Source organism: Litorimonas haliclonae (assembly GCF_965138505.1).
Classification (GTDB): Bacteria; Pseudomonadota; Alphaproteobacteria; order Caulobacterales; family Maricaulaceae; genus Litorimonas; species Litorimonas haliclonae.
Window position 1 is genome coordinate 480,126 of record NZ_CBCSCO010000001.1, and the last position, 17,222, is coordinate 497,347.

A 17,222-nucleotide genomic window follows, 5' to 3' on the forward strand; every position below is an offset into this window, starting at 1 on the left:
GGTTAAGTTTGGTTTTGGTTTGAAATGAGGTCTAACAAGTCGATTTGCGCACGGCGTTCGGGGGTGAGCGCTCCACTGGAGCCCTCACTTGCCCCTCACCGTAGAATAAGCCGTGGTCGCAAAGCTTCTGCCCTGCATTCGGGTTGCGTTTGGGAGTCATGGGATGCGCCGTTTGCGCGGTCAGTTTTTTGCCAATTGGTGAGACGGATAAGCAAACTGTCTGGGAGACAGTTTGCCCGTCGAACGGGCGAACCCCGTCAATCAGGCTCTGCTCTCCAACCTCTGTGGATTCATATGTGCGTGGCGCAGTCACGCGACTGCCTCGGTTTCACAGAGAATGGCACATTGCCGTTTGCGTTCCGCTTTCGCCGTCTCAAGCGCTTCGGGCAGAAGTTCATTCGCGACTTCGGTTAGATAGGCGTTATCGCTGTCGGGATAATTTGCTTCTATGCCCCATAGGCTTGCCGCATGGTCGTCTAAGACAAGCCCATCAATCGCGACTGACAGAATGACGCCGCAATAATGCCACTCGTCATTTTTCCATGCCGCCATGACGCGCTCGGCCTTAGCTTGGGCTTTATCAAAGCGATCTCGCCATCCATTCCCCGCGCCGATAAACCCCGCTTCATTGGGGTAAAGGCTCGGCCAGAATCCGTCTTGACGCTCGTCTGGCGGGTCTTGTGTGTCGTCTCGGGCAATGTGGGCTGTGATGGTGTAGCCATCAACCTCGCATGTGATGCTGTCGCCCTCACAGACAAAGTCGTCAAATTTCTTTGTAAAGGTCATGCAACCCTCCGCATCTCAAACCCTGCTTTGTCGCAAAGGGTCTGCAAATGTGCGGCGTCTTGAGCGTCTAGGTCGTCGCCCATCTGCGTGTAAATTGTGCCTTGGCGCAAAGCATTATGACGCTTAACCACATGGCTCCACCGATACGGGCCGCGCCCGTCCTCGCGGGGTTTGACTTGATAGCGGGCCATGTCAGTGCGCCCAAAAGATGTGAACACTGCCGCCGACTCTGAATGTCAGAAAGTCGCCTGATTGCTCATAGTCATGGGCCATGCGAGTGTAGTCGATATAGGGCGCAATGCTCTGGGGTATCTCTAGCCCTGATTGCTCGGTCAGTTCCTCTGAGTAGTCCGCTAGGCTGTCATATTCTCCCGCATATTCTTCAAAGCGGGCTTGAGCGTCTTCAATATTACCGCCGTAATAATTGAGGACTTGCGCCCCTAATGCGCCGCGCTCTCGGATATAATCAGCAAGTTCTACGACATTTGCAAAACTGAAATACTGGCCAACCTCCGCACCTTCAAATCCCTCATAGTCGTGAATAGCCCATTCTTCGGCGTCTTCCTCAATGGGTGACTTGGCAAGCATATCCTGCACGGCTTGCCAGATAGCGGCCTCGTCCGTGATTTCAATCCATGCACCATGCAAGTGGCCGTTATTGTAAGCGGCGAGGCAAGCCACATAGATGCGGATGGGGTCAGGGTCTGGCGTTCTCGCCGTCTCGCGGTTTGGCGGGGGTAGTCGTGGCGGCTCGTGGTCAAATGGGGTCTGGCTCTCGGCTTGGCAAAAGGTCATCGGTTTGGTCTCCAATGCCGTCCGCAGGATGCGGCGCGAAGCGCCCCATTGATGAAAGAATGGGACGCGGCACGTTCCCCCCGCAGGGGGGCGGGGGGAAGCGGCAAGAGGCCAGTCCAGCGACGGGTAAAAAGGCGCGCCGCAAGGTTTTTGGTATGACAATAAAAAGATACTCAGACGACTATGGCCAAAGGCCTTGTGGCGGGACTGCCCGTCGCCAGATTGGCCGACCGCTTCCCGCCGTCCCCCGAGGAGGGAACAAAATAAAAAAGCCGGCCCGTTAAGGGCCGACTGCCTGAATTAGTCGATATGCACCTTTAGTCTAAACTGATGATGGACTAATCATTTTCAAAGAAAAGGGCCAAGTCATGCGGGATAGGCATCGGTTTTAAAGCAGACACATTAGCCCCGCCCGTATTACCCACTGGCACCCAACCAAAAAGGCTGGCGGGGAAAACTGCTATCATTCTAATTATCTGACCGAAAATTTCGCGGATGTCTTTGCGGCCAAAGCCAATCTTCAACATCCACCAATGGGTTTCAAGATGAGTTTTAAAGTTACGTTGTCCTAAAATATGCGCTCTTTCCAAATGATAGAAAGATAGATTTAGATCGCCAGCTAAATAGGCTTTATTCATAGCCTTCATTTCATCATTAAAAGCTTCACGTAATTTAGGCTTCATAATTTTAGACAGACCTACGTTTAGTTAGATAACGTCTTTTTCTAGCTTACTATTGAAAAATTGCCAAACATAAGCGAGCGACCCCTAAAGCGAAGCGACCGGGAAGCGCGAGCGTATGCAGGCGCCAAGCGGCCCTTGGCTCGCCCCTTGGGGCGAAGCTCAAAGGCTGCGCAGGTCCGCAAGACCGTCGCCGCTTAGAGAACGGGCAGAGCCAGCCCCGGCCAAAGGTCGGGATGGTCTGACCGTGATCGGCTTTGTGGCTTTTGTAGAAAGTCACTCAGCAAGCGTGTGACGGGTTGCGGAATTGTCCGCGGCCAAGCGGACGCCTGAAATAGACCCGCGGCAGCGGGATGCGTCAGGGATGAAAGCCGAATGGCCAAGACCGCTCGCGGGCTTGGTTCACGCCAGCCCGGCCCGAAGCGCCCGCGAAGGGAGACGCCCGGAGTGTGATCCAGTTGACTGTAATCTGACTAAAATGCCAAGTTGAGCCGTTATTAAAGGCTATTGAAAATGACCGACTTACCCAAAAAACCATCCGACCATATGATGGAACAGTATGACGCTTTGAAACCGTTAGCAAAAGTACTTGGACTATTTAACAAAGACATCCGCGAAAGCGTCAAGAAAATGGATGAGAGCGCCGCTGACCTTAGAAAGTTTCAAGCCGCAACCAAAGTCTTCATTGATCGCTATTCAGGTTTGGGCTGGACATTATGCGACTCCATTTCGACAACGCATATTATCGCGGCGGTTGAGAACGAAAGCATTGATGAAGGTGAGACGGCGCTCACCAATTATTTTCTTGCGGAGACAGAATTAGAACATGCCGGATATAAATTTCATCGTGAAACTTATCGGATTTGGATGCCGCTTTTCGAACGGGCGAAAGAGCGGCTTTTAGCAGATGATTTTATCAGCGCTGTACCGCTTCTCTTCATGATTATTGACGGGATTTGCCTGAAGTATTTCCAGCGCCACCCTTTTTCGGGTGCGGCAGAGAAGGATGTATTTGATAGTTTCACATCGGGTCCGGACGCTCTGGAAAAAGCCTATGCTTTACTTGGTCAGACGCGCCGAAAGATAAATGATGATGAGATATCTATCCCGTTTCGACATGGTATTCTCCACGGCGTCGATACAAATTACGGACACCGGATTGTTGCCGCAAAAGCTGTCAACATATTGCGTGCGACGATTGATTATGTCGAAGCGAGCCTGAGCGAGACGGCTAGGATAGAAGACGCAGTGAAAGAACAGACCCCTCCCAAATGGAAGGACATCAGCGAGACCATACAGCGAACTCAAAGTCTTAAGAATGCCACTGCAGACTGGACCCCGCGAGAGGATGTTGAAGCCAAAATATTGGCTGTGTCCGGGACCCCTCACGACTTTGATAATAATAGCCCGGAGGCTATGGCCGCTGACTATCTCGCTGCAATAATTTCAAAGAATTATGGGTTTTTGGGTAGTGCCGGGGTTTTTTGGACTGAAGGCAGCCCCGGCAAACGCGCGGGAGAAATGCGTGACCAATTTGCTGAGCTTGAGATCACCGGATGGACGATAACAGGTTATACAGATACCGCGTCAGCGGCGACGAATGTCACGGCGAATGTGACGGGCATACGGCTTGGACAAGCAATTGACGGCGAGATTATCATTCGCTGCATTTACCAAGCGATTGAAGACCAAAAACCTTTAACACGAGGCATGGAAGGTGGCCGCTGGTACGTTATGCCCAATGTTCATTCTGCGATATGGCAGATTAAAACATGATGGAATAAGTTCCTGATTCCCTAAACACGGCGATCTTTATACCCCAGCAAACGCAGCGCATTAAAGACAACAATCAAAGTCGAGCCTTCATGGATGAGCACCGCAGGGCCAATGCCCAAACCAAATAATGTAGCGGGAATCAAAAAGGCCACAATGCCGAGACTCGCCCAGAGATTCTGCCGAATAATTCGGCTGGTCTGACGGCTGAGACCGACGGCAAAGGGCAAGGTTTCCAAATCATCCGCCATAAGCGCAATATCGGCGGTTTCTAAAGCGACATCAGAGCCTGCCGCCCCCATCGCAATACCAACTGTGGCATTTGCCATTGCGGGCGCATCATTGACGCCGTCGCCGACCATAGCGACGCCGCCCTGGGCTTTAAGCTCTGCAATTTTGGTCACTTTGTCTTCGGGCATAAGGTCACCAAAGGCGATATCGAGCCCAACCTCTTTCGCTACTGCATTGGCCACATTTTGATTATCACCCGAGATCATCATCATACGTTTGAGACCCAATGCGCGAAGATCTGCGATAACGGGTGTAGCCGTATCGCGCGGCGTATCCATAAGGCCAATGGCTCCCAAATAGCGCGTGCCTGCCCGAACAATAATGGTCGTGCGACCATTGGCCGATAAACCATCGACACGCGCCCGTAAATCATCCGGCAGAGGCGTTCCGGCCCCTTTATCGAACAGCGCCGTTTTACCGATATGGACAAGCTCACCGCCTACCATCGCTGATACGCCTTGCCCGATGATATTGGCAAAGTCTGACGCCTCGCGCGGATTATCGCCAAGACGGGTTTTGACATCTTTGACTACAGCTTGCGCCAAGGGATGATCGCTGAGGGCTTCCACGGCTCCGCTGATTTCCAGCAGTTCAGTTTCAGACGTGTCGCCGTAAGGCACGATGTCGACCAGATGCGGCTCACCAATCGTCAGCGTGCCGGTCTTATCAAATGCGATGGCGTCTAAGCTGCCTAAGGCTTCAAGCGGCGCGCCGCCTTTAATCAGCACACCGCCGCGCGCGGCCCGCGCAACCCCTGACAGAATGGCACTTGGCGTCGCAATCGCCAACGCGCACGGACTGGCGGCCACCAAGACCGCCATCGCGCGGTAGAAGCTTGTCGCCGGATCTTCATCCAAGACAAGGAATGAGAGACTGGTCAGAACGGCCAAGACAATCACACACGGCACGAAGATTTTCTCAAACTTCTTGGTAAAGCTCTGCGTCGGGGATTGGCGGGTTTGCGCCTCGGCCACCATTGTCATGACCCGTGCCAAAGTGGTTTCCCCGGCCAATTTTGTGACTTGGATTTCAAGGCTCCCGCTGCCGTTTATTGAGCCTGCAAAGACGCGGCCCGATGCGGACACGACTTCCGGATTTTCCAAGGCAATTGCGCTATCCTTAACCGGCATTTTATCTACCGGCGCACTTTCACCCGTAATGGGCGCTTGATTGACAGCACTTGTGCCTTTGATCACAAATCCGTCGGCAGGCAGGCGTTCATTGGAACGCACGATGACAATGTCGCCGATTACGAGGTCTTCAATCAAAACGGTCTCTGTTTTGCCGCCCCGCCGCACCAAAGCTTCATCAGGTGTCAAATCCGCAAGCGCCGCGACGGCATTTCGGGCGCGGGCCATCGCATAGTTCTCCAGCGCATGGCCAATGGCGAAGAGGAAGAGCAAAAATGCACCTTCCGCCCATTCGCCCAAGAAGGCCGCGCCCGAAGCCGCGACGAGCATCAGAAAATCGATCTGGAATTGACCTTTGAAGATTTTCCCAAGGGCTTCACGCAAGGCGTAATAACCACCGAAGAAATAGGCCGCGAGCAAGAATACAAACCCGGCTTGAGCGGGAATAAGATTAAGTTTCGGCCCGAGCCAACCTATGAGCAAACAGAGCCCGCAAAGGGCTGCAAATATGATTTCAGCCCGCCCACCCAGAAGGCGATTAAAGACGTCATCGTGGGCGTGATTATGGCCGTCATCCTGGCTGTGATCGTCGTCATGGCTCGCGTCATCGTGGTTATGTTTATCAGACATATGTCTATCCTTTTTAATCAGGCTCCGATGGAGCTAACCCATCGAAGCCATGTTTTATTCAGCGAGCGCCGGTTTGCTCTCATGTAACGTCTCAACCATGGAATGGTGCCCGCCGGGCTTCGGCGAGAACCATTTATGAAGCGCGGGCATGACAAGAAGCGTGAGCACAGTTGAGGTGACTAAGCCGCCAATGACGACGGTGGCCAAAGGCCGCTGCACTTCCGCGCCCACGCCTGTGGCGAGGAGCAATGGCGCAAGCCCCAAAGCGGTTGTCAGCGCCGTCATCAAGACGGGACGCGCCCGAAGGCCTGCCGCGTCAATGGCAAGCCTGTCACGATCTCGTCCCGCGCGGGCAAAGTCATCCATAAAGCTGACCAGTACCATGCCGTTTCCGAGTGCAATCCCGAATAACGCAATGAAGCCAACTGTGGCGGGAACCGAGACAGGCAAACCAGTGAGCCAAAGTGCCAGAGCGCCGCCTGTTAAGGCCAGTGGAATATTGAGCAAGATAAGGATGGCCGATTTCATCCGCCCGAATGTGATGAGCAAGATGAAGAACACAATCGCCAGCGTTATGGGAATAACAACGGCAAAGCGCGCATTGGCTTGTTGCTGCAATTCAAATTGGCCTCCCCATACAAGGCGGTAACCCGGCGGCAGATCAAGCTGGCTGGCTGTTAAGGCCTGCGCGTCTTGAACGAAGGAGCCAATATCACGATCCCGCACATTTGACTGCACGGTGATAAAGCGCTCACCATCTTCACGCGTGATTTGGCGCGGTCCTATGACGGTTTCAATCTTCGCAACACTCTCCAAAGGCACGCGCGCGCCTGTTGAGGATTTCAGAATAATTCGGCTAATGGCGTCAGCCGAATTTCTGTCCTCAGCGCGAAGCCGCACGACAATCGGAAATTGCCGCACGCCTTCGAACAATGCGCCCGCTTCCGAGCCGCCAACCGAGGCCCGAAGCGCGTCCAGCGCCTCTTCAACGTCAAGGCCGTAACGCCCCAAAGCCGCACGATCGACGGTAACGACAAGCTGCGGTGCCCCCGTGATTTGATCCGCTTGCACTTCCGCCGCGCCGTCGACCTGCTGCAACAGGGATTGCAGGACTTTGGACTGTTCCAGCAAAACCTCACTGTCAGGACCAAAGATTTTAACGGCGAGTTCTGCGCGTGTGCCTGTCAGTAATTCATCAACAGACATAGCAATGGGCTGCCCGATATTAACAACAATTCCCGGATAGCTTTCTAAATTTTCGGAAATTTCCGTGCGCAAATCCTCCGCGGACATACCAGCCCGCCACTGATCTTTTGGTTGGAGTTCCACAAAACTTTCAGCGCTATTGGTCGGATCGGCATGCGCTCCGACTTCGCCGCGACCAATGCGGGTGACAATGGATTTGATTTCCGGGAACGCGCCTAAGAGACGTTTTTCAATACGTGTCGTTGTCGCTGACGCTTCTGTCAGTGAAATAGACGGGGCCATGGTCATGCGCAGCAAAATGTCGCCTTCTTCCAAGGCGGGCGTGAATTCAGAACCCAACCGTGATCCGGCCAGACCACCCACCAGTAACAAGATGCCCGCCAACAAGATAGCCGCAAAGCGTCTTTTCACAAAGAGGCTTGCCGCCTTGCTGACATATTTTGCCAAAAAATCAGGCTTATCGGATTTAGCCTTGGAAGATTTGCGCATGAGGGCATTTGCCACGGCCGGCGCAATAAGCGCGGCATAGAACAGAGACCCTGTCATGGCTAGCGCAGCCGATGCGGCGAGTGGCCGAAATGTCTTACCTTCCACACCTTGCAGAGAGAACAATGGCAAGAACACGACGATAACGACAATGACGGCAGCAATCAGAGGCGCAATCACTTCAGCGGATGAACGCGCTACAACCGTGCGTGTATCTGCGTTAACATCACTCTCTGCTAATCCTCGATCAACATTTTCCGTAATCACGATGGCCCCATCCACCATCATCCCAATAGCTATCGCAACCCCGCCCAAAGACATAAGGTTCGCGCCTATCCCTAAAAACTGCATCGCGATAAAAGCAAAACCAACAGAGAAAGGAATAGACAGCACAACAACCAAGCTCGGACGCCAGCCCCCCAGAAAGATGAAGACAACAATTGCGACCAGTAAGGCCCCTTGCCATAACGCCGTTGTGACGGTGGCGGAGGCTTTGTTTACGAGCGTGCCCTGATCATAGTAAGGAATGGCTGTTACGCCTTCCGGCAAGGTCGTATTGATTTCATCAAACCGTGTCTGTACTTTGGCAATCACATCGGATGTGTTCGTGCCGTAGAGTTTCAATACAAGACCTGCCACAACTTCGCCTTCACCATTGGCCGTCGCAAGACCTTGGCGTACGCCGCCGCCAATGATGATTTCGCCCAGATCGCGCACGCGGATGGGACGGCCATCGTCAACATTGACAACGATGTCCGATAAGTCTTCAATGGAGCGTGCGAGGCCAACGCCGCGAACGGTATATTGCTCAGCACCGATTTCGAGAAATTGCGCGCCTTCGGTTTTATTCCCGCGTTCAAGCGCGCTCATCACATCGCCGATTTGAAGGTTATAAGCTTGCAAGGCATCAGGATCGAGCTGAACCTGATATTGTTTTTCATACCCGCCGAGCGACAGAACCTCTGTCACGCCCGGAACTGTTTGCAGCTGATATTTAATAATCCAGTCTTGGATTTCACGCATATCGACAAGGCTGCGCGTGCCTGTGGCGTCCTCCAGTCTGAAATAGAGAATGATACCCAGTCCCGTAGAGATAGGCCCCATTTTAGGGTCACCAAATCCGTCCGGGATATTCCCCCGCGCTTCGGTTAATCTTTCCCCGACAACTTGACGGGCAAAGTAAACATCTGTGCCGTCTTCAAAGTAAATATTGACGACGGACAATCCAAAATTAGACACTGAGCGCATGTTTTTTAGCTTTGGCAAACCTGCCATGGCGCTCTCTATCGGATAGGTCACATAGCGCTCAACCTCTTCAGGGGCGAGCCCTTCAGTCTCCGTGAAGACCTGAACCAGAGAAGGCGTCACATCGGGAAAAGCGTCCACGGGCAAAGCGCGAAAGGCGTAAATACCGCCAAGAGTAATGGCGAGCGCAGCAATGGCGGCGAGGAGCCTGCCACCTGCAATACGGTGCATAAAATTAAACATATCTCTATTCCTTAATGTCCGTGGTCATCGCCAAACGCATCTTTTTCAAGTTGCGCCTTGAGCGTGAAGGCGCCTTCGGAAACAAATCTGTCTCCGGCGCGAAGCCCTGAACGTATTTCAACATAGCCGCCGGATTCTGATCCGATCGTCACGTTTTGCGGCGCAAAGCCACCCTCAACCGGCACGAAGACTGACGCCTTTTTTTCGACTGTCTGTACTGAAGCAAGCGGAACGCGTAGAACGACCTGCGACTCTCCCACACTGATATCAGCGGTAACAAATTGCCCAGGACGCAGATTTCCATTAGGGTTATCCAAAATGACCCGCGCAGTAGCAGTTCTGGATGTCTCGTTAATGATCGGTAGAATAAAGGCGACGCTCGATTCGGCTAGAATCGTTCCTTCATCCGATTTCAAAACAACCGGTGCCTGCTCTCTGATTCGGCTAATGTCTTGCTTGTAAACGCCAATATCAGCCCACACCACATTATCATCAGCGATTGTGAATAAGGTCGCTACCCCAGCATCACCAGCGGATACAGTTTCGCCCAGCATTACGTCACGGCGAACAACCGTCCCGCTAATCGGGGCGCTTAGAAAAGAATTTGCGTTGTCGCCGTCATTTGCTGTTGCGATATTATCCAAAGCCGAATGGCTCACACCTGCTGCATGGAGTTCATTCTCTGCGGCATCTTTAGCGGCCTTTAATGCTTCAAAATTAGCGCGGGCAGCTTGGACATCAGCCTCTGCTGTAATTCTTTCGGCAAACAGTTTTTCTTCGCGCTCTAAAGCCTTAGCTGCCAAAGTGGACTGGGTCTGGGCTTTGAGCCATTGAGCTTTTAGTCCGGCAAGTTCACGGCTGGAGATTAGCGCCAATGTATCCCCGCGTTTCACAGTGTCTCCTTCGCTCTTGTAGAGTTTGGCGACAATTCCGCTCACCTTAGGTGACACATTCGCAACACGGTCTGCATCGAACCGAACCTCCGCCGGCAAACTAATCGTTTGCCCAAGCTGTCCCATTGACGCTTGCGAGATGACTATTCCGGCCTCACGAGACTCCTCGTCTGACAATTTCACAATGTCAGAGCCTTCATCTTCGTCGCCATGCTCATCATCACTATGACTATCGTCGGCATGGTCATCATCCTGATATTCGTCGCTATGAGTTTCATTGCCATGATCATCGTCTGCGTGTTGGTCTGCTTGTTGCGATGAAACGGCCTCGGGCTCTGCGGACCGTTTTTTAACACCGTCCACGTCCCCGCTACAGGCAGTTAAAAATAAAGCGGTTGTGAAAAACGCCGCGCTGAGAAGTAGATTACGTTTCATTGGATATCTCCGGTAAAAGGGGACGCGCCGGTCAAGCTGCGCAATTTCATATCTTGGATTTGTACATTGCGGGTCGCGTTGATGACGGCGATCCCCGCTTCAATCAAATTTTTGCGTGTGTCTAAGGTCGTCGTGAGATCAAATTTACCGGCTTGGTATCCTTTGATAGACGCCTCATACGCCGCTCTCGCTTCTGACAAAGCTTCAGTTTCGAGAACGTCTAACTGCTTCCGCACTGATTGAAGCTCAATGCGAGCAGCATTGTGCTGCGATAAAAGATCCGCTTCCACAGCTTGGCGATTTAACGCTTCAGCTTGGATTCGGAACCCTGCTGCCGTCACGGCATCGCGCTTTTTGTCAAAAATTGGAAAAGGGACACTGACGCCCAAAAGAAAGGCATTTTCATTGCTTTCGTCAAAGCGTCTAACCCCTGCGCTTAATGTCACGTCTGGAATTGCGGCCGATTTCGCCAGATCCTTCACGGCCTCGCTAACATCTTCTTGCGCCAATGCCATAATGACTTTTGGATGATCCCTGAGGTTTTTAAGTCCCAAGACATCATTTCCCTGCAAACTTATTTGCTCAACAATCGGCTCCGCAAATTGTGGATTCGGGTTGCCCCATAATCCAGCTAATTCAAAACGCAGTCTAAGACTTTGCGCTTTGGCCTGTTCTGAGGCCGCTTTCAGTGCCGCCGCGTCAGCTTTTACCCGTGAAAGTTCAGGCGGAGCAGCAGCGCCCGCATTGACCCGCTTTGTGACGATCTGAACAAGCTCCTCCGCTAAGCGAGCAGAATCATTTGCAAATTCAGCAACACGCAATGAAGCCTCTAGGTCAAAAAACAAAGCTGCGGCTTCGAGCTGTGATTGCCGCAATATTGCGCCGCATTCTGCTACTGCAAGTGACGCAGCAGCGCTGGCTGCCTCTCTGCGAAGGCTGCGTTTATTGCCCAACTCAAATGTTTGCGCAAATGATAGCGTGGTTTCGGATTGACCGAAGCCTGATAACGCACCCGAGCCCGCAAAGTTTTCAAATTCAAGATTGACAACCGGATTCAGGCGGCGTCCGGCCTGGTTCACTTCGGCCTGACGGGCTTTCGTTTCCAAGGCAGCACGCCTGACCTGCGGAGACGCATTTGAAATTTCTGCCATGACGGCATGCAAAGTAAGCGGCGCGCCCGGTACAATGACCGACGTCGTTGAAGTTGGCTCACCGCACGGAGCCGCGATTGCAGTACCTGAAAAGGCCGCCACAATCAGGACGCTTGCAGCGCCCCGGTATAATTTTGACATTGTAATATATTCCTCGTGATAATCTAAAGACAGATGACCAAGCGCAGCTTGGCCTTAGGCTAAAGATTAGGCACGGGGAGGACGGTAGAGCCCCGTGGGGCCCGCGCGCGGCGGGGCGTCATAGGCGTTCAAATTATACCCGAGCACATCTGCGATAGAGGGTTTCAGCGAGGCAAAATGAAGCGTGGTCGCGTGGATATGGCAACTGCCACAATTGTGGGCATGATGATCATGGGAGGCTTTGTTTGGCTGTTCAGGACTATGTTCATTTAAGACCTGCGCTATCCCGCCTTCATCCTGACAGGCGATCTCGTCCGGCTCGACGGGATGAATATCCGGCGTTACCGTGGCAAAGCTCACCATAACCGCCACGCAGACGGTCAGCCAAATCTTGGCAGAGGATATGAAGCGCGTTGCAAACATTGCGTTTAATTAGCACCTACAGTCACTAGAGGGTCAAGAGAATAATTCTCTTATGACCCAATTGGGGTAAATTCTTTGTGTGCATCATGTACGTCTAGGCATTGGTCATGGTTTGAGAGGGTTTGCAGCACTTTGCAGTCATCAATTACACCGCCCTTACAGTTTGTAATCATATTTTTAAGCTCAGCCTCTAAGGCTTCGAGTTGATTGAGACGCCGCCTGACATCAGCGAGCTGGCTTCGCGCAATGCGGTCAACGCTCGCGCAGTCTGTTCCTGGGCTTTCCTGAAGGTCAATGAGTTCACGAATAGCCTCAATTGGAAAGCCAAGATCTCTCGCATGGCGGATAAAGTTTAAACGCTCGACCGCAGCGTCGTCATAAATGCGTTGCCCGCTATCTGTTCTATCAGGCTCGCGAATAAGCCCGATAGATTCATAATAACGAATGGTCGTGACTTTCACGCCGCATTCGCGGGACAAAATACCAATCGTTTTTCGGCTCATAGTTTTTCTCTTGCCTCTACAGTGACTGTAGACAGTAGTTTATTCTCGAAATTGCACAAGAGGACGACGATAAGATGAGCGGATGTTGCGACGATAAAGTTTTTGAAGGGATGTCGGACGGCTATAAGCGCGCCTTACTGGCGGTCATTCTTATCAATGCTGTCATGTTCTTTGTGGAAATAACGGCGGGTCTCAAATCAGGGTCTCAAGCCCTCTTGGCGGACGCGCTCGATTTTGCAGGCGATAGCGCAACTTATGCCATTAGCTTATTTGTTATCGGAGCCTCCCTACGGACGCGCGCCATCGCCTCTCTGTTCAAGGGCGGCAGCCTGGCTTTCATTGCCATTATTATTTTGGGATCGTCTTTATATCGTTTTTTGGGCGATACGGTTCCCGCAGCAGAGACAATGGGAACTATCGGATTTTTAGCTTTATTAGCCAATCTGACAAGTCTGGTGATTTTAATGCGTTGGCGTGACGGTGACTCGAATGTGCGCTCTGTCTGGCTCTGTTCGCGCAATGACGCTATCGGTAATGTCGGTGTTATCATCGCCGGAATTGTGGTCGCCATAACGGGCGCGGCTTGGCCTGATCTGGTCGTCGCTATTCTGCTCGCCACACTGTTTCTGCGGTCCTCAGTCTCAATAATTTCTCAGGCGCGAGCCGAACTAAAATCCGGAGAGGTCATGCAACATGATCCATGCTGAACCATTACTCATCGGTCTTATGCTACTCAATGGATGTCTCTCGATTCCCTTTGGGATTTTTGCAAAACGCTCCTTTACGAAGAACGGTAATCTCACGCCCTTTCTTGCGGCATGGTCGGGTGTTGCGATGCACGGTCATGCTCTAATGACCTTTGCAATTGCGTGGATAAATAGAGGTACGCTTTACACGCCGCAATATTGGACGGTTCTTCCGGGATTGCTGGTCCTCGGAGCGGGCGCATATATAATCTATTTGGGTCGGAAAGCCTATGGCGATCAATCGCGCGTCTATGGCCTAAAAGAAGACGCCCTGATTACGCACGGCATTTATACACGCTCCAGAAACCCACAATATTTTGGTTATGGCCTCATGTTCCTAGGGGCCGCGATTGCCTCAGGATCAATCTTGGCCTTCGTATTCGTCGCCGTGTTTGCGCTCATGGTGCATGTCGGGATAACAAAAGTCGAAGAGCCCCATTTGGCGCAGGTTTTCGGTCAACCGTATTTAGACTATAAACAAACGGTAGGCCGATATTTTACGCTTTAGGTCCGGCACTTCGCCAAACCATTTTTTTGCATAGCGGCCCGTTAAGCCACGCCCACACCTTTAACAATCATCCAGATGCCCATGCCCATCATGGCGAGGTTTTCGCTAAGCGATACAAAGCCGAGCGGCACGTTTACCCCGCCGCCCACACAGGCGCATTTAATATCCCGCTTATCTATGTAGACAGCTTTAACGACAGAGATCGCGCCTATCGTGCCGATGAATAGGGCAATAGGCGCCGCGATGAATCCGAAAATACCGCCCGCAACCATGAGAATAGCGGCCAGCGCTTCCGCAAAGGGATAGACATAGGAATAGAGAACGACGCGCCGCGCGAGGATATCATAGCCGACAAACATATTTGAGAAGGTTTCCAGATCACGCAATTTGAGCATGGCCAGCATACCCATTGAGAAAGCGATGAACCATTCCAAAGACCGCAGGTTCAGCACGTCGCCTGATGTCGCCCAATTGGCGGCAATGGCGAGGAGAGCCGATATGTAGAAAACGACCAGAACGGGCGTGTAGGTCTTTTTATCCGGGTCTTTCACCTCATAACCAAAATGCTTGCGCAGATCATCAAAACCGCCAATGCGCTCACCGTCAATAAAAGTTTGCGGCGTTGTCTTCACATCATGCTTTTCCTTAAAAGCATCCGTGTCAGCACGGTTTGTGAGCCAATTATCCTCAACCTCAAACCCTTTGCGTTTGAGAAGGTCTACGGTCTTGATACCAAAGGGACAGATGTGTTCATCCGTGACCATGCGGTAAACGACGGCTTTTTTGCCTTGGGCCGTGTCTTTCACGGCAAGTTCTTCTGCAATACTCATATCTGTCTCCTGCCAGGCTAAACGCTAAAGCTTGCCTTCAAATTCCGGCATTGGCCGCGCGGCGGCTTCGGCGTCTGTCGCGGCTGTTCCATTTTCTTTGATGTCGTTGATCAACCATTCCATCTCTTTGATTTCACGGCGCTGGGCTTTGATAATTTCATTGGCAAGTGCCCTCACGCGCACATCGTCAATCTCGGCGCGCTCACTCGTCATGATGGCGATTGAGTGATGCGGGATCATGGCTTTCATCCAAGCTTCATCTTGGACGGTCACTTGGCTACGTACCAAGAAAAGAGCGGCTATAAAAACGAGTGCGCTCCCGCCAAAAATCGCGAGGTTAGCTTTCTTGTTCTTATACATGTTAAGCATGAAACCGAGCATGATAATGGCCATGGCAGCGCCCATATATATGGCCATATAGGTCCGAGTTTCAGAAAACCGAACGTGACTGAATTGATAACTATTCAGATACATGAGCCCCAACATGACGAGGGTTGAGGTTCCAATCATTGCGAAGAATAAGCCATAATTGCTTTTGTGTTGTGGATTCATGTTCTACTCCTTCTATACCCTATGTGGGTATTTTGTTTATACCTATATAGGGTATAATGACAAGGGACGGAAATGGTTCCGAATTTTACGCAAACCATCACGAAGGGGGCTGTAATTGAAAAAACGACTGGATGGATATACGCCGTGGAGCAAGTTTGGGCGTTAGGCAGAGGCACAGTTTAGGCGGATGAAATCAATCCTGTCTCGAAAGAATAATATCTTAATGACTATGTCCATTAGGGCCAGTCACCGTTGTTGCCCATAAGACACAAAGCAGAACGAATAGAAATAGTACGGCTTCAAGGCCTAGTGATTTGCGCAAGGCCGCACGTCCGACCAAAGGCGATTGTTGCAAAAGGATCCCAATCCGGAATTTGTTAAAGGCTCCCGCACCCAATAAGATTAGGGCGGCCACGAGTTTGACCATAAGGAAACGCTCGTAAAGCGTTGACCCGATATCCAATAGATTGCCGTTAAGTCGCCACAACAAATACAAGCCGGTGACAAATAAAAACGGCACGGCCCATATTGCGAAATGACTGAACCGTTCTGTTCTTAGGATCAGGTCTCTGTCGGACAATGTATCAGCAGGCCAGAGACTGAAGGGCGCGTAAAGCCAATATCCGGCAATAAGAATATGCGGAATGACCCATAGCGGAAGGAACGGCATGTTCTCGGCCGCTTGCGTATGCCCGGACGCCGCAAAGCCAGCGCTCAATAGGATAATCGAAAAAGCCGTAGTTATTTTTCTCAAATCACTCGGTTTTATAAAGCTGGAGAGAATGGCTAAACCCGCGCCCCCCACGAACACCAAAAACTGAGTCCCATTGGACTGCCAGACCCAGCCGAAAGTCTGTTGATTAAAGGCTTGCGACAATGAGCCTGCCAATTGCCCATTGGCAATGATCAGCTTTAAGATGGCCCCTAAGATAAGGACCGCAACGAAGGTGCGTAGCCTCTTCAGTTTTTGCTGAATCCCGAGACAAAAATGCGATAAAATACCGATTGAGACTAGAGCTCCGATATAGAGCATTAGTTTTGCAATCAGGGCCAAGGCGGTCAGCATGAAAACGCTTATTGGACTGTGAAGCTCAAGCTGCCTTTGACGACATGCCCGTCTTTAGAAACGGCTCTCCACGTCATCTCATATAACCCGCTTTTTAGCTCAGGCATTGGAATAGAGAATTTTGCTTCCCTAGATTTGGACGGCGTGAAATCAACAACAACGGCTTTTCCCTCGCTATCTTTCAGAGAAAAAGTCGCCAGCCCTACCTTTTGCGCAAACACCAGATCAAAGACATCCGGCATCGTTTGGTAAACGCCGCCGTCTTCTAATGTAGCGGACTGGACCTTAGTGTGAGCCATAGCTGTAGGAGCCAGCAAAGACGCCATGAGAAAAGCCCCAAGCGTCAATTTTAAAACCGATCTTTTCATATGTTTATCCTTCAGCGCTTCAATTTATCAAAAAGGTCTACCAATTCCGCGACTTTCTCGCGCTGCGCTGTCTCATCGCCCGACTGGATGGCCGCGTTTACGCAACCCGCCGCGTGATCTTTGAGAATTTCGCTTTCCGCTCGTGCCATCGCGGATTTCACGGCTTGCATCTGGGTCAGAACGTCAATGCAATAGCGTTCATTTTCCAGCATTTTAATAATGCCGCGTACTTGACCCTCAATTCTTTTGAGGCGGTTAATCGTCTTGGGAGAATGTGTAGACATTGTATTCCTCAATTTTATGAACACGAAAGTGTGACGCTTGCAGATGATAACATGCCC

20 protein-coding genes are annotated in these 17,222 nt (G+C 51.6%); 4 read left to right on the forward strand and 16 right to left on the reverse strand.

What is annotated here, in order from left to right; all coding sequences use genetic code 11:
• Nucleotides 1-31 precede the first annotated feature (31 nt).
• From ACNA05_RS02100 to ACNA05_RS02120, 5 genes are all read right to left on the reverse strand, one after another.
• Nucleotides 32-313, reverse strand: coding sequence for a hypothetical protein (locus tag ACNA05_RS02100; RefSeq protein ID WP_415809720.1), 282 nt, complete (start codon nucleotides 311-313; stop codon nucleotides 32-34).
• On the reverse strand, nucleotides 310-786 hold the full coding sequence (locus ACNA05_RS02105; RefSeq protein ID WP_415809721.1) for a hypothetical protein: 477 nt from the start codon (nucleotides 784-786) through the stop codon (nucleotides 310-312). The genes ACNA05_RS02100 and ACNA05_RS02105 overlap by 4 nt, the downstream gene beginning before the upstream one ends.
• Entirely contained in the window at nucleotides 783-977 is a 195-nt protein-coding gene (locus ACNA05_RS02110; protein ID WP_415809722.1) for a hypothetical protein, read from the reverse strand. The genes ACNA05_RS02105 and ACNA05_RS02110 overlap by 4 nt, the downstream gene beginning before the upstream one ends.
• 1 nt (nucleotide 978) lies before the next feature.
• Nucleotides 979-1,581: an antirestriction protein ArdA gene (locus ACNA05_RS02115; protein ID WP_415809723.1), complete on the reverse strand. Its 603-nt coding sequence runs from the start codon at nucleotides 1,579-1,581 to the stop codon at nucleotides 979-981.
• 338 nt (nucleotides 1,582-1,919) lie between these two features.
• Nucleotides 1,920-2,264: a DUF3703 domain-containing protein gene (locus ACNA05_RS02120; RefSeq protein ID WP_415809724.1), complete on the reverse strand. Its 345-nt coding sequence runs from the start codon at nucleotides 2,262-2,264 to the stop codon at nucleotides 1,920-1,922.
• Nucleotides 2,265-2,379: 115 nt separating this feature from the next.
• On the opposite strand from ACNA05_RS02120, the gene ACNA05_RS02125 reads away from it, so the two are divergent.
• Both ACNA05_RS02125 and ACNA05_RS02130 read left to right on the forward strand, forming a co-directional pair.
• Nucleotides 2,380-2,556, forward strand: coding sequence for a hypothetical protein (locus tag ACNA05_RS02125; protein WP_415809725.1), 177 nt, complete (start codon nucleotides 2,380-2,382; stop codon nucleotides 2,554-2,556).
• 218 nt (nucleotides 2,557-2,774) lie between these two features.
• Entirely contained in the window at nucleotides 2,775-4,037 is a 1,263-nt protein-coding gene (locus ACNA05_RS02130; protein WP_415809726.1) for a hypothetical protein, read from the forward strand.
• A 20-nt stretch (nucleotides 4,038-4,057) separates the two neighbouring features.
• Here the strand turns inward: ACNA05_RS02130 and ACNA05_RS02135 are convergent, their stop codons facing one another.
• The 6 genes from ACNA05_RS02135 to ACNA05_RS02160 all read right to left on the reverse strand — a co-directional run bounded on the left by ACNA05_RS02135 (nucleotide 4,058) and on the right by ACNA05_RS02160 (nucleotide 12,811).
• Nucleotides 4,058-6,085, reverse strand: a complete 2,028-nt coding sequence (locus ACNA05_RS02135) for a heavy metal translocating P-type ATPase (protein ID WP_415809727.1) — start codon at nucleotides 6,083-6,085, stop codon at nucleotides 4,058-4,060.
• 54 nt (nucleotides 6,086-6,139) lie between these two features.
• Nucleotides 6,140-9,265 (reverse strand): efflux RND transporter permease subunit, encoded by a 3,126-nt coding sequence (locus ACNA05_RS02140; protein WP_415809728.1) that lies wholly within the window; start codon nucleotides 9,263-9,265, stop codon nucleotides 6,140-6,142.
• A gap of 11 nt (nucleotides 9,266-9,276) precedes the next feature.
• Nucleotides 9,277-10,593: an efflux RND transporter periplasmic adaptor subunit gene (locus tag ACNA05_RS02145; protein ID WP_415809729.1), complete on the reverse strand. Its 1,317-nt coding sequence runs from the start codon at nucleotides 10,591-10,593 to the stop codon at nucleotides 9,277-9,279.
• Complete coding sequence (locus tag ACNA05_RS02150) at nucleotides 10,590-11,885, reverse strand: TolC family protein (protein WP_415809730.1); 1,296 nt, start codon at nucleotides 11,883-11,885, stop codon at nucleotides 10,590-10,592. Before ACNA05_RS02150 ends, ACNA05_RS02145 begins: the two co-directional genes overlap by 4 nt.
• 66 nt (nucleotides 11,886-11,951) lie before the next feature.
• A complete protein-coding gene (locus ACNA05_RS02155; RefSeq protein ID WP_415809731.1) occupies nucleotides 11,952-12,308 on the reverse strand; it encodes a hypothetical protein in 357 nt (118 codons plus the stop codon).
• A gap of 50 nt (nucleotides 12,309-12,358) precedes the next feature.
• Nucleotides 12,359-12,811: a MerR family transcriptional regulator gene (locus tag ACNA05_RS02160; protein ID WP_415809732.1), complete on the reverse strand. Its 453-nt coding sequence runs from the start codon at nucleotides 12,809-12,811 to the stop codon at nucleotides 12,359-12,361.
• A gap of 74 nt (nucleotides 12,812-12,885) precedes the next feature.
• Between ACNA05_RS02160 and ACNA05_RS02165 the strand changes: the two genes are divergently transcribed.
• On the forward strand, nucleotides 12,886-13,518 hold the full coding sequence (locus tag ACNA05_RS02165; protein ID WP_415809733.1) for a cation efflux transmembrane domain-containing protein: 633 nt from the start codon (nucleotides 12,886-12,888) through the stop codon (nucleotides 13,516-13,518).
• On the forward strand, nucleotides 13,505-14,065 hold the full coding sequence (locus ACNA05_RS02170) for a methyltransferase family protein (RefSeq protein WP_415809734.1): 561 nt from the start codon (nucleotides 13,505-13,507) through the stop codon (nucleotides 14,063-14,065). The genes ACNA05_RS02165 and ACNA05_RS02170 overlap by 14 nt, the downstream gene beginning before the upstream one ends.
• A 41-nt stretch (nucleotides 14,066-14,106) precedes the next feature.
• On the opposite strand, the gene ACNA05_RS02175 is transcribed toward ACNA05_RS02170, so the two are convergent.
• The 5 genes from ACNA05_RS02175 to ACNA05_RS02195 form a co-directional block, all read right to left on the reverse strand.
• Complete coding sequence (locus ACNA05_RS02175) at nucleotides 14,107-14,895, reverse strand: glutaredoxin family protein (RefSeq protein WP_415809735.1); 789 nt, start codon at nucleotides 14,893-14,895, stop codon at nucleotides 14,107-14,109.
• 24 nt (nucleotides 14,896-14,919) lie between these two features.
• A complete protein-coding gene (locus ACNA05_RS02180) occupies nucleotides 14,920-15,447 on the reverse strand; it encodes a DUF305 domain-containing protein (RefSeq protein ID WP_415809736.1) in 528 nt (175 codons plus the stop codon).
• A gap of 220 nt (nucleotides 15,448-15,667) precedes the next feature.
• On the reverse strand, nucleotides 15,668-16,513 hold the full coding sequence (locus ACNA05_RS02185) for a copper resistance D family protein (protein WP_415809737.1): 846 nt from the start codon (nucleotides 16,511-16,513) through the stop codon (nucleotides 15,668-15,670).
• 8 nt (nucleotides 16,514-16,521) lie between these two features.
• On the reverse strand, nucleotides 16,522-16,881 hold the full coding sequence (locus ACNA05_RS02190; protein ID WP_415809738.1) for a copper resistance CopC family protein: 360 nt from the start codon (nucleotides 16,879-16,881) through the stop codon (nucleotides 16,522-16,524).
• A gap of 11 nt (nucleotides 16,882-16,892) precedes the next feature.
• Complete coding sequence (locus tag ACNA05_RS02195) at nucleotides 16,893-17,165, reverse strand: metal-sensitive transcriptional regulator (RefSeq protein ID WP_415809739.1); 273 nt, start codon at nucleotides 17,163-17,165, stop codon at nucleotides 16,893-16,895.
• Nucleotides 17,166-17,222: the final 57 nt, after the last annotated feature.

What these genes read in the sequence shown, in the direction of transcription:
- ACNA05_RS02105 (WP_415809721.1), bottom strand. Translation starts at nt 786, where the DNA reads ATGACCTTTACAAAGAAATTTGACGACTTTGTCTGTGAGGGCGACAGC.
- ACNA05_RS02110 (WP_415809722.1), bottom strand. Translation starts at nt 977, where the DNA reads ATGGCCCGCTATCAAGTCAAACCCCGCGAGGACGGGCGCGGCCCGTAT.
- ACNA05_RS02115 (WP_415809723.1), bottom strand. Translation starts at nt 1,581, where the DNA reads ATGACCTTTTGCCAAGCCGAGAGCCAGACCCCATTTGACCACGAGCCG.
- ACNA05_RS02120 (WP_415809724.1), bottom strand. Translation starts at nt 2,264, where the DNA reads ATGAAGCCTAAATTACGTGAAGCTTTTAATGATGAAATGAAGGCTATG.
- ACNA05_RS02125 (WP_415809725.1), top strand. Translation starts at nt 2,380, where the DNA reads ATGCAGGCGCCAAGCGGCCCTTGGCTCGCCCCTTGGGGCGAAGCTCAA.
- ACNA05_RS02130 (WP_415809726.1), top strand. Translation starts at nt 2,775, where the DNA reads ATGACCGACTTACCCAAAAAACCATCCGACCATATGATGGAACAGTAT.
- ACNA05_RS02135 (WP_415809727.1), bottom strand. Translation starts at nt 6,085, where the DNA reads ATGTCTGATAAACATAACCACGATGACGCGAGCCATGACGACGATCAC.
- ACNA05_RS02140 (WP_415809728.1), bottom strand. Translation starts at nt 9,265, where the DNA reads ATGTTTAATTTTATGCACCGTATTGCAGGTGGCAGGCTCCTCGCCGCC.
- ACNA05_RS02145 (WP_415809729.1), bottom strand. Translation starts at nt 10,593, where the DNA reads ATGAAACGTAATCTACTTCTCAGCGCGGCGTTTTTCACAACCGCTTTA.
- ACNA05_RS02150 (WP_415809730.1), bottom strand. Translation starts at nt 11,885, where the DNA reads ATGTCAAAATTATACCGGGGCGCTGCAAGCGTCCTGATTGTGGCGGCC.
- ACNA05_RS02155 (WP_415809731.1), bottom strand. Translation starts at nt 12,308, where the DNA reads ATGTTTGCAACGCGCTTCATATCCTCTGCCAAGATTTGGCTGACCGTC.
- ACNA05_RS02160 (WP_415809732.1), bottom strand. Translation starts at nt 12,811, where the DNA reads ATGAGCCGAAAAACGATTGGTATTTTGTCCCGCGAATGCGGCGTGAAA.
- ACNA05_RS02165 (WP_415809733.1), top strand. Translation starts at nt 12,886, where the DNA reads ATGAGCGGATGTTGCGACGATAAAGTTTTTGAAGGGATGTCGGACGGC.
- ACNA05_RS02170 (WP_415809734.1), top strand. Translation starts at nt 13,505, where the DNA reads ATGATCCATGCTGAACCATTACTCATCGGTCTTATGCTACTCAATGGA.
- ACNA05_RS02175 (WP_415809735.1), bottom strand. Translation starts at nt 14,895, where the DNA reads ATGAGTATTGCAGAAGAACTTGCCGTGAAAGACACGGCCCAAGGCAAA.
- ACNA05_RS02180 (WP_415809736.1), bottom strand. Translation starts at nt 15,447, where the DNA reads ATGAATCCACAACACAAAAGCAATTATGGCTTATTCTTCGCAATGATT.
- ACNA05_RS02185 (WP_415809737.1), bottom strand. Translation starts at nt 16,513, where the DNA reads ATGCTGACCGCCTTGGCCCTGATTGCAAAACTAATGCTCTATATCGGA.
- ACNA05_RS02190 (WP_415809738.1), bottom strand. Translation starts at nt 16,881, where the DNA reads ATGAAAAGATCGGTTTTAAAATTGACGCTTGGGGCTTTTCTCATGGCG.
- ACNA05_RS02195 (WP_415809739.1), bottom strand. Translation starts at nt 17,165, where the DNA reads ATGTCTACACATTCTCCCAAGACGATTAACCGCCTCAAAAGAATTGAG.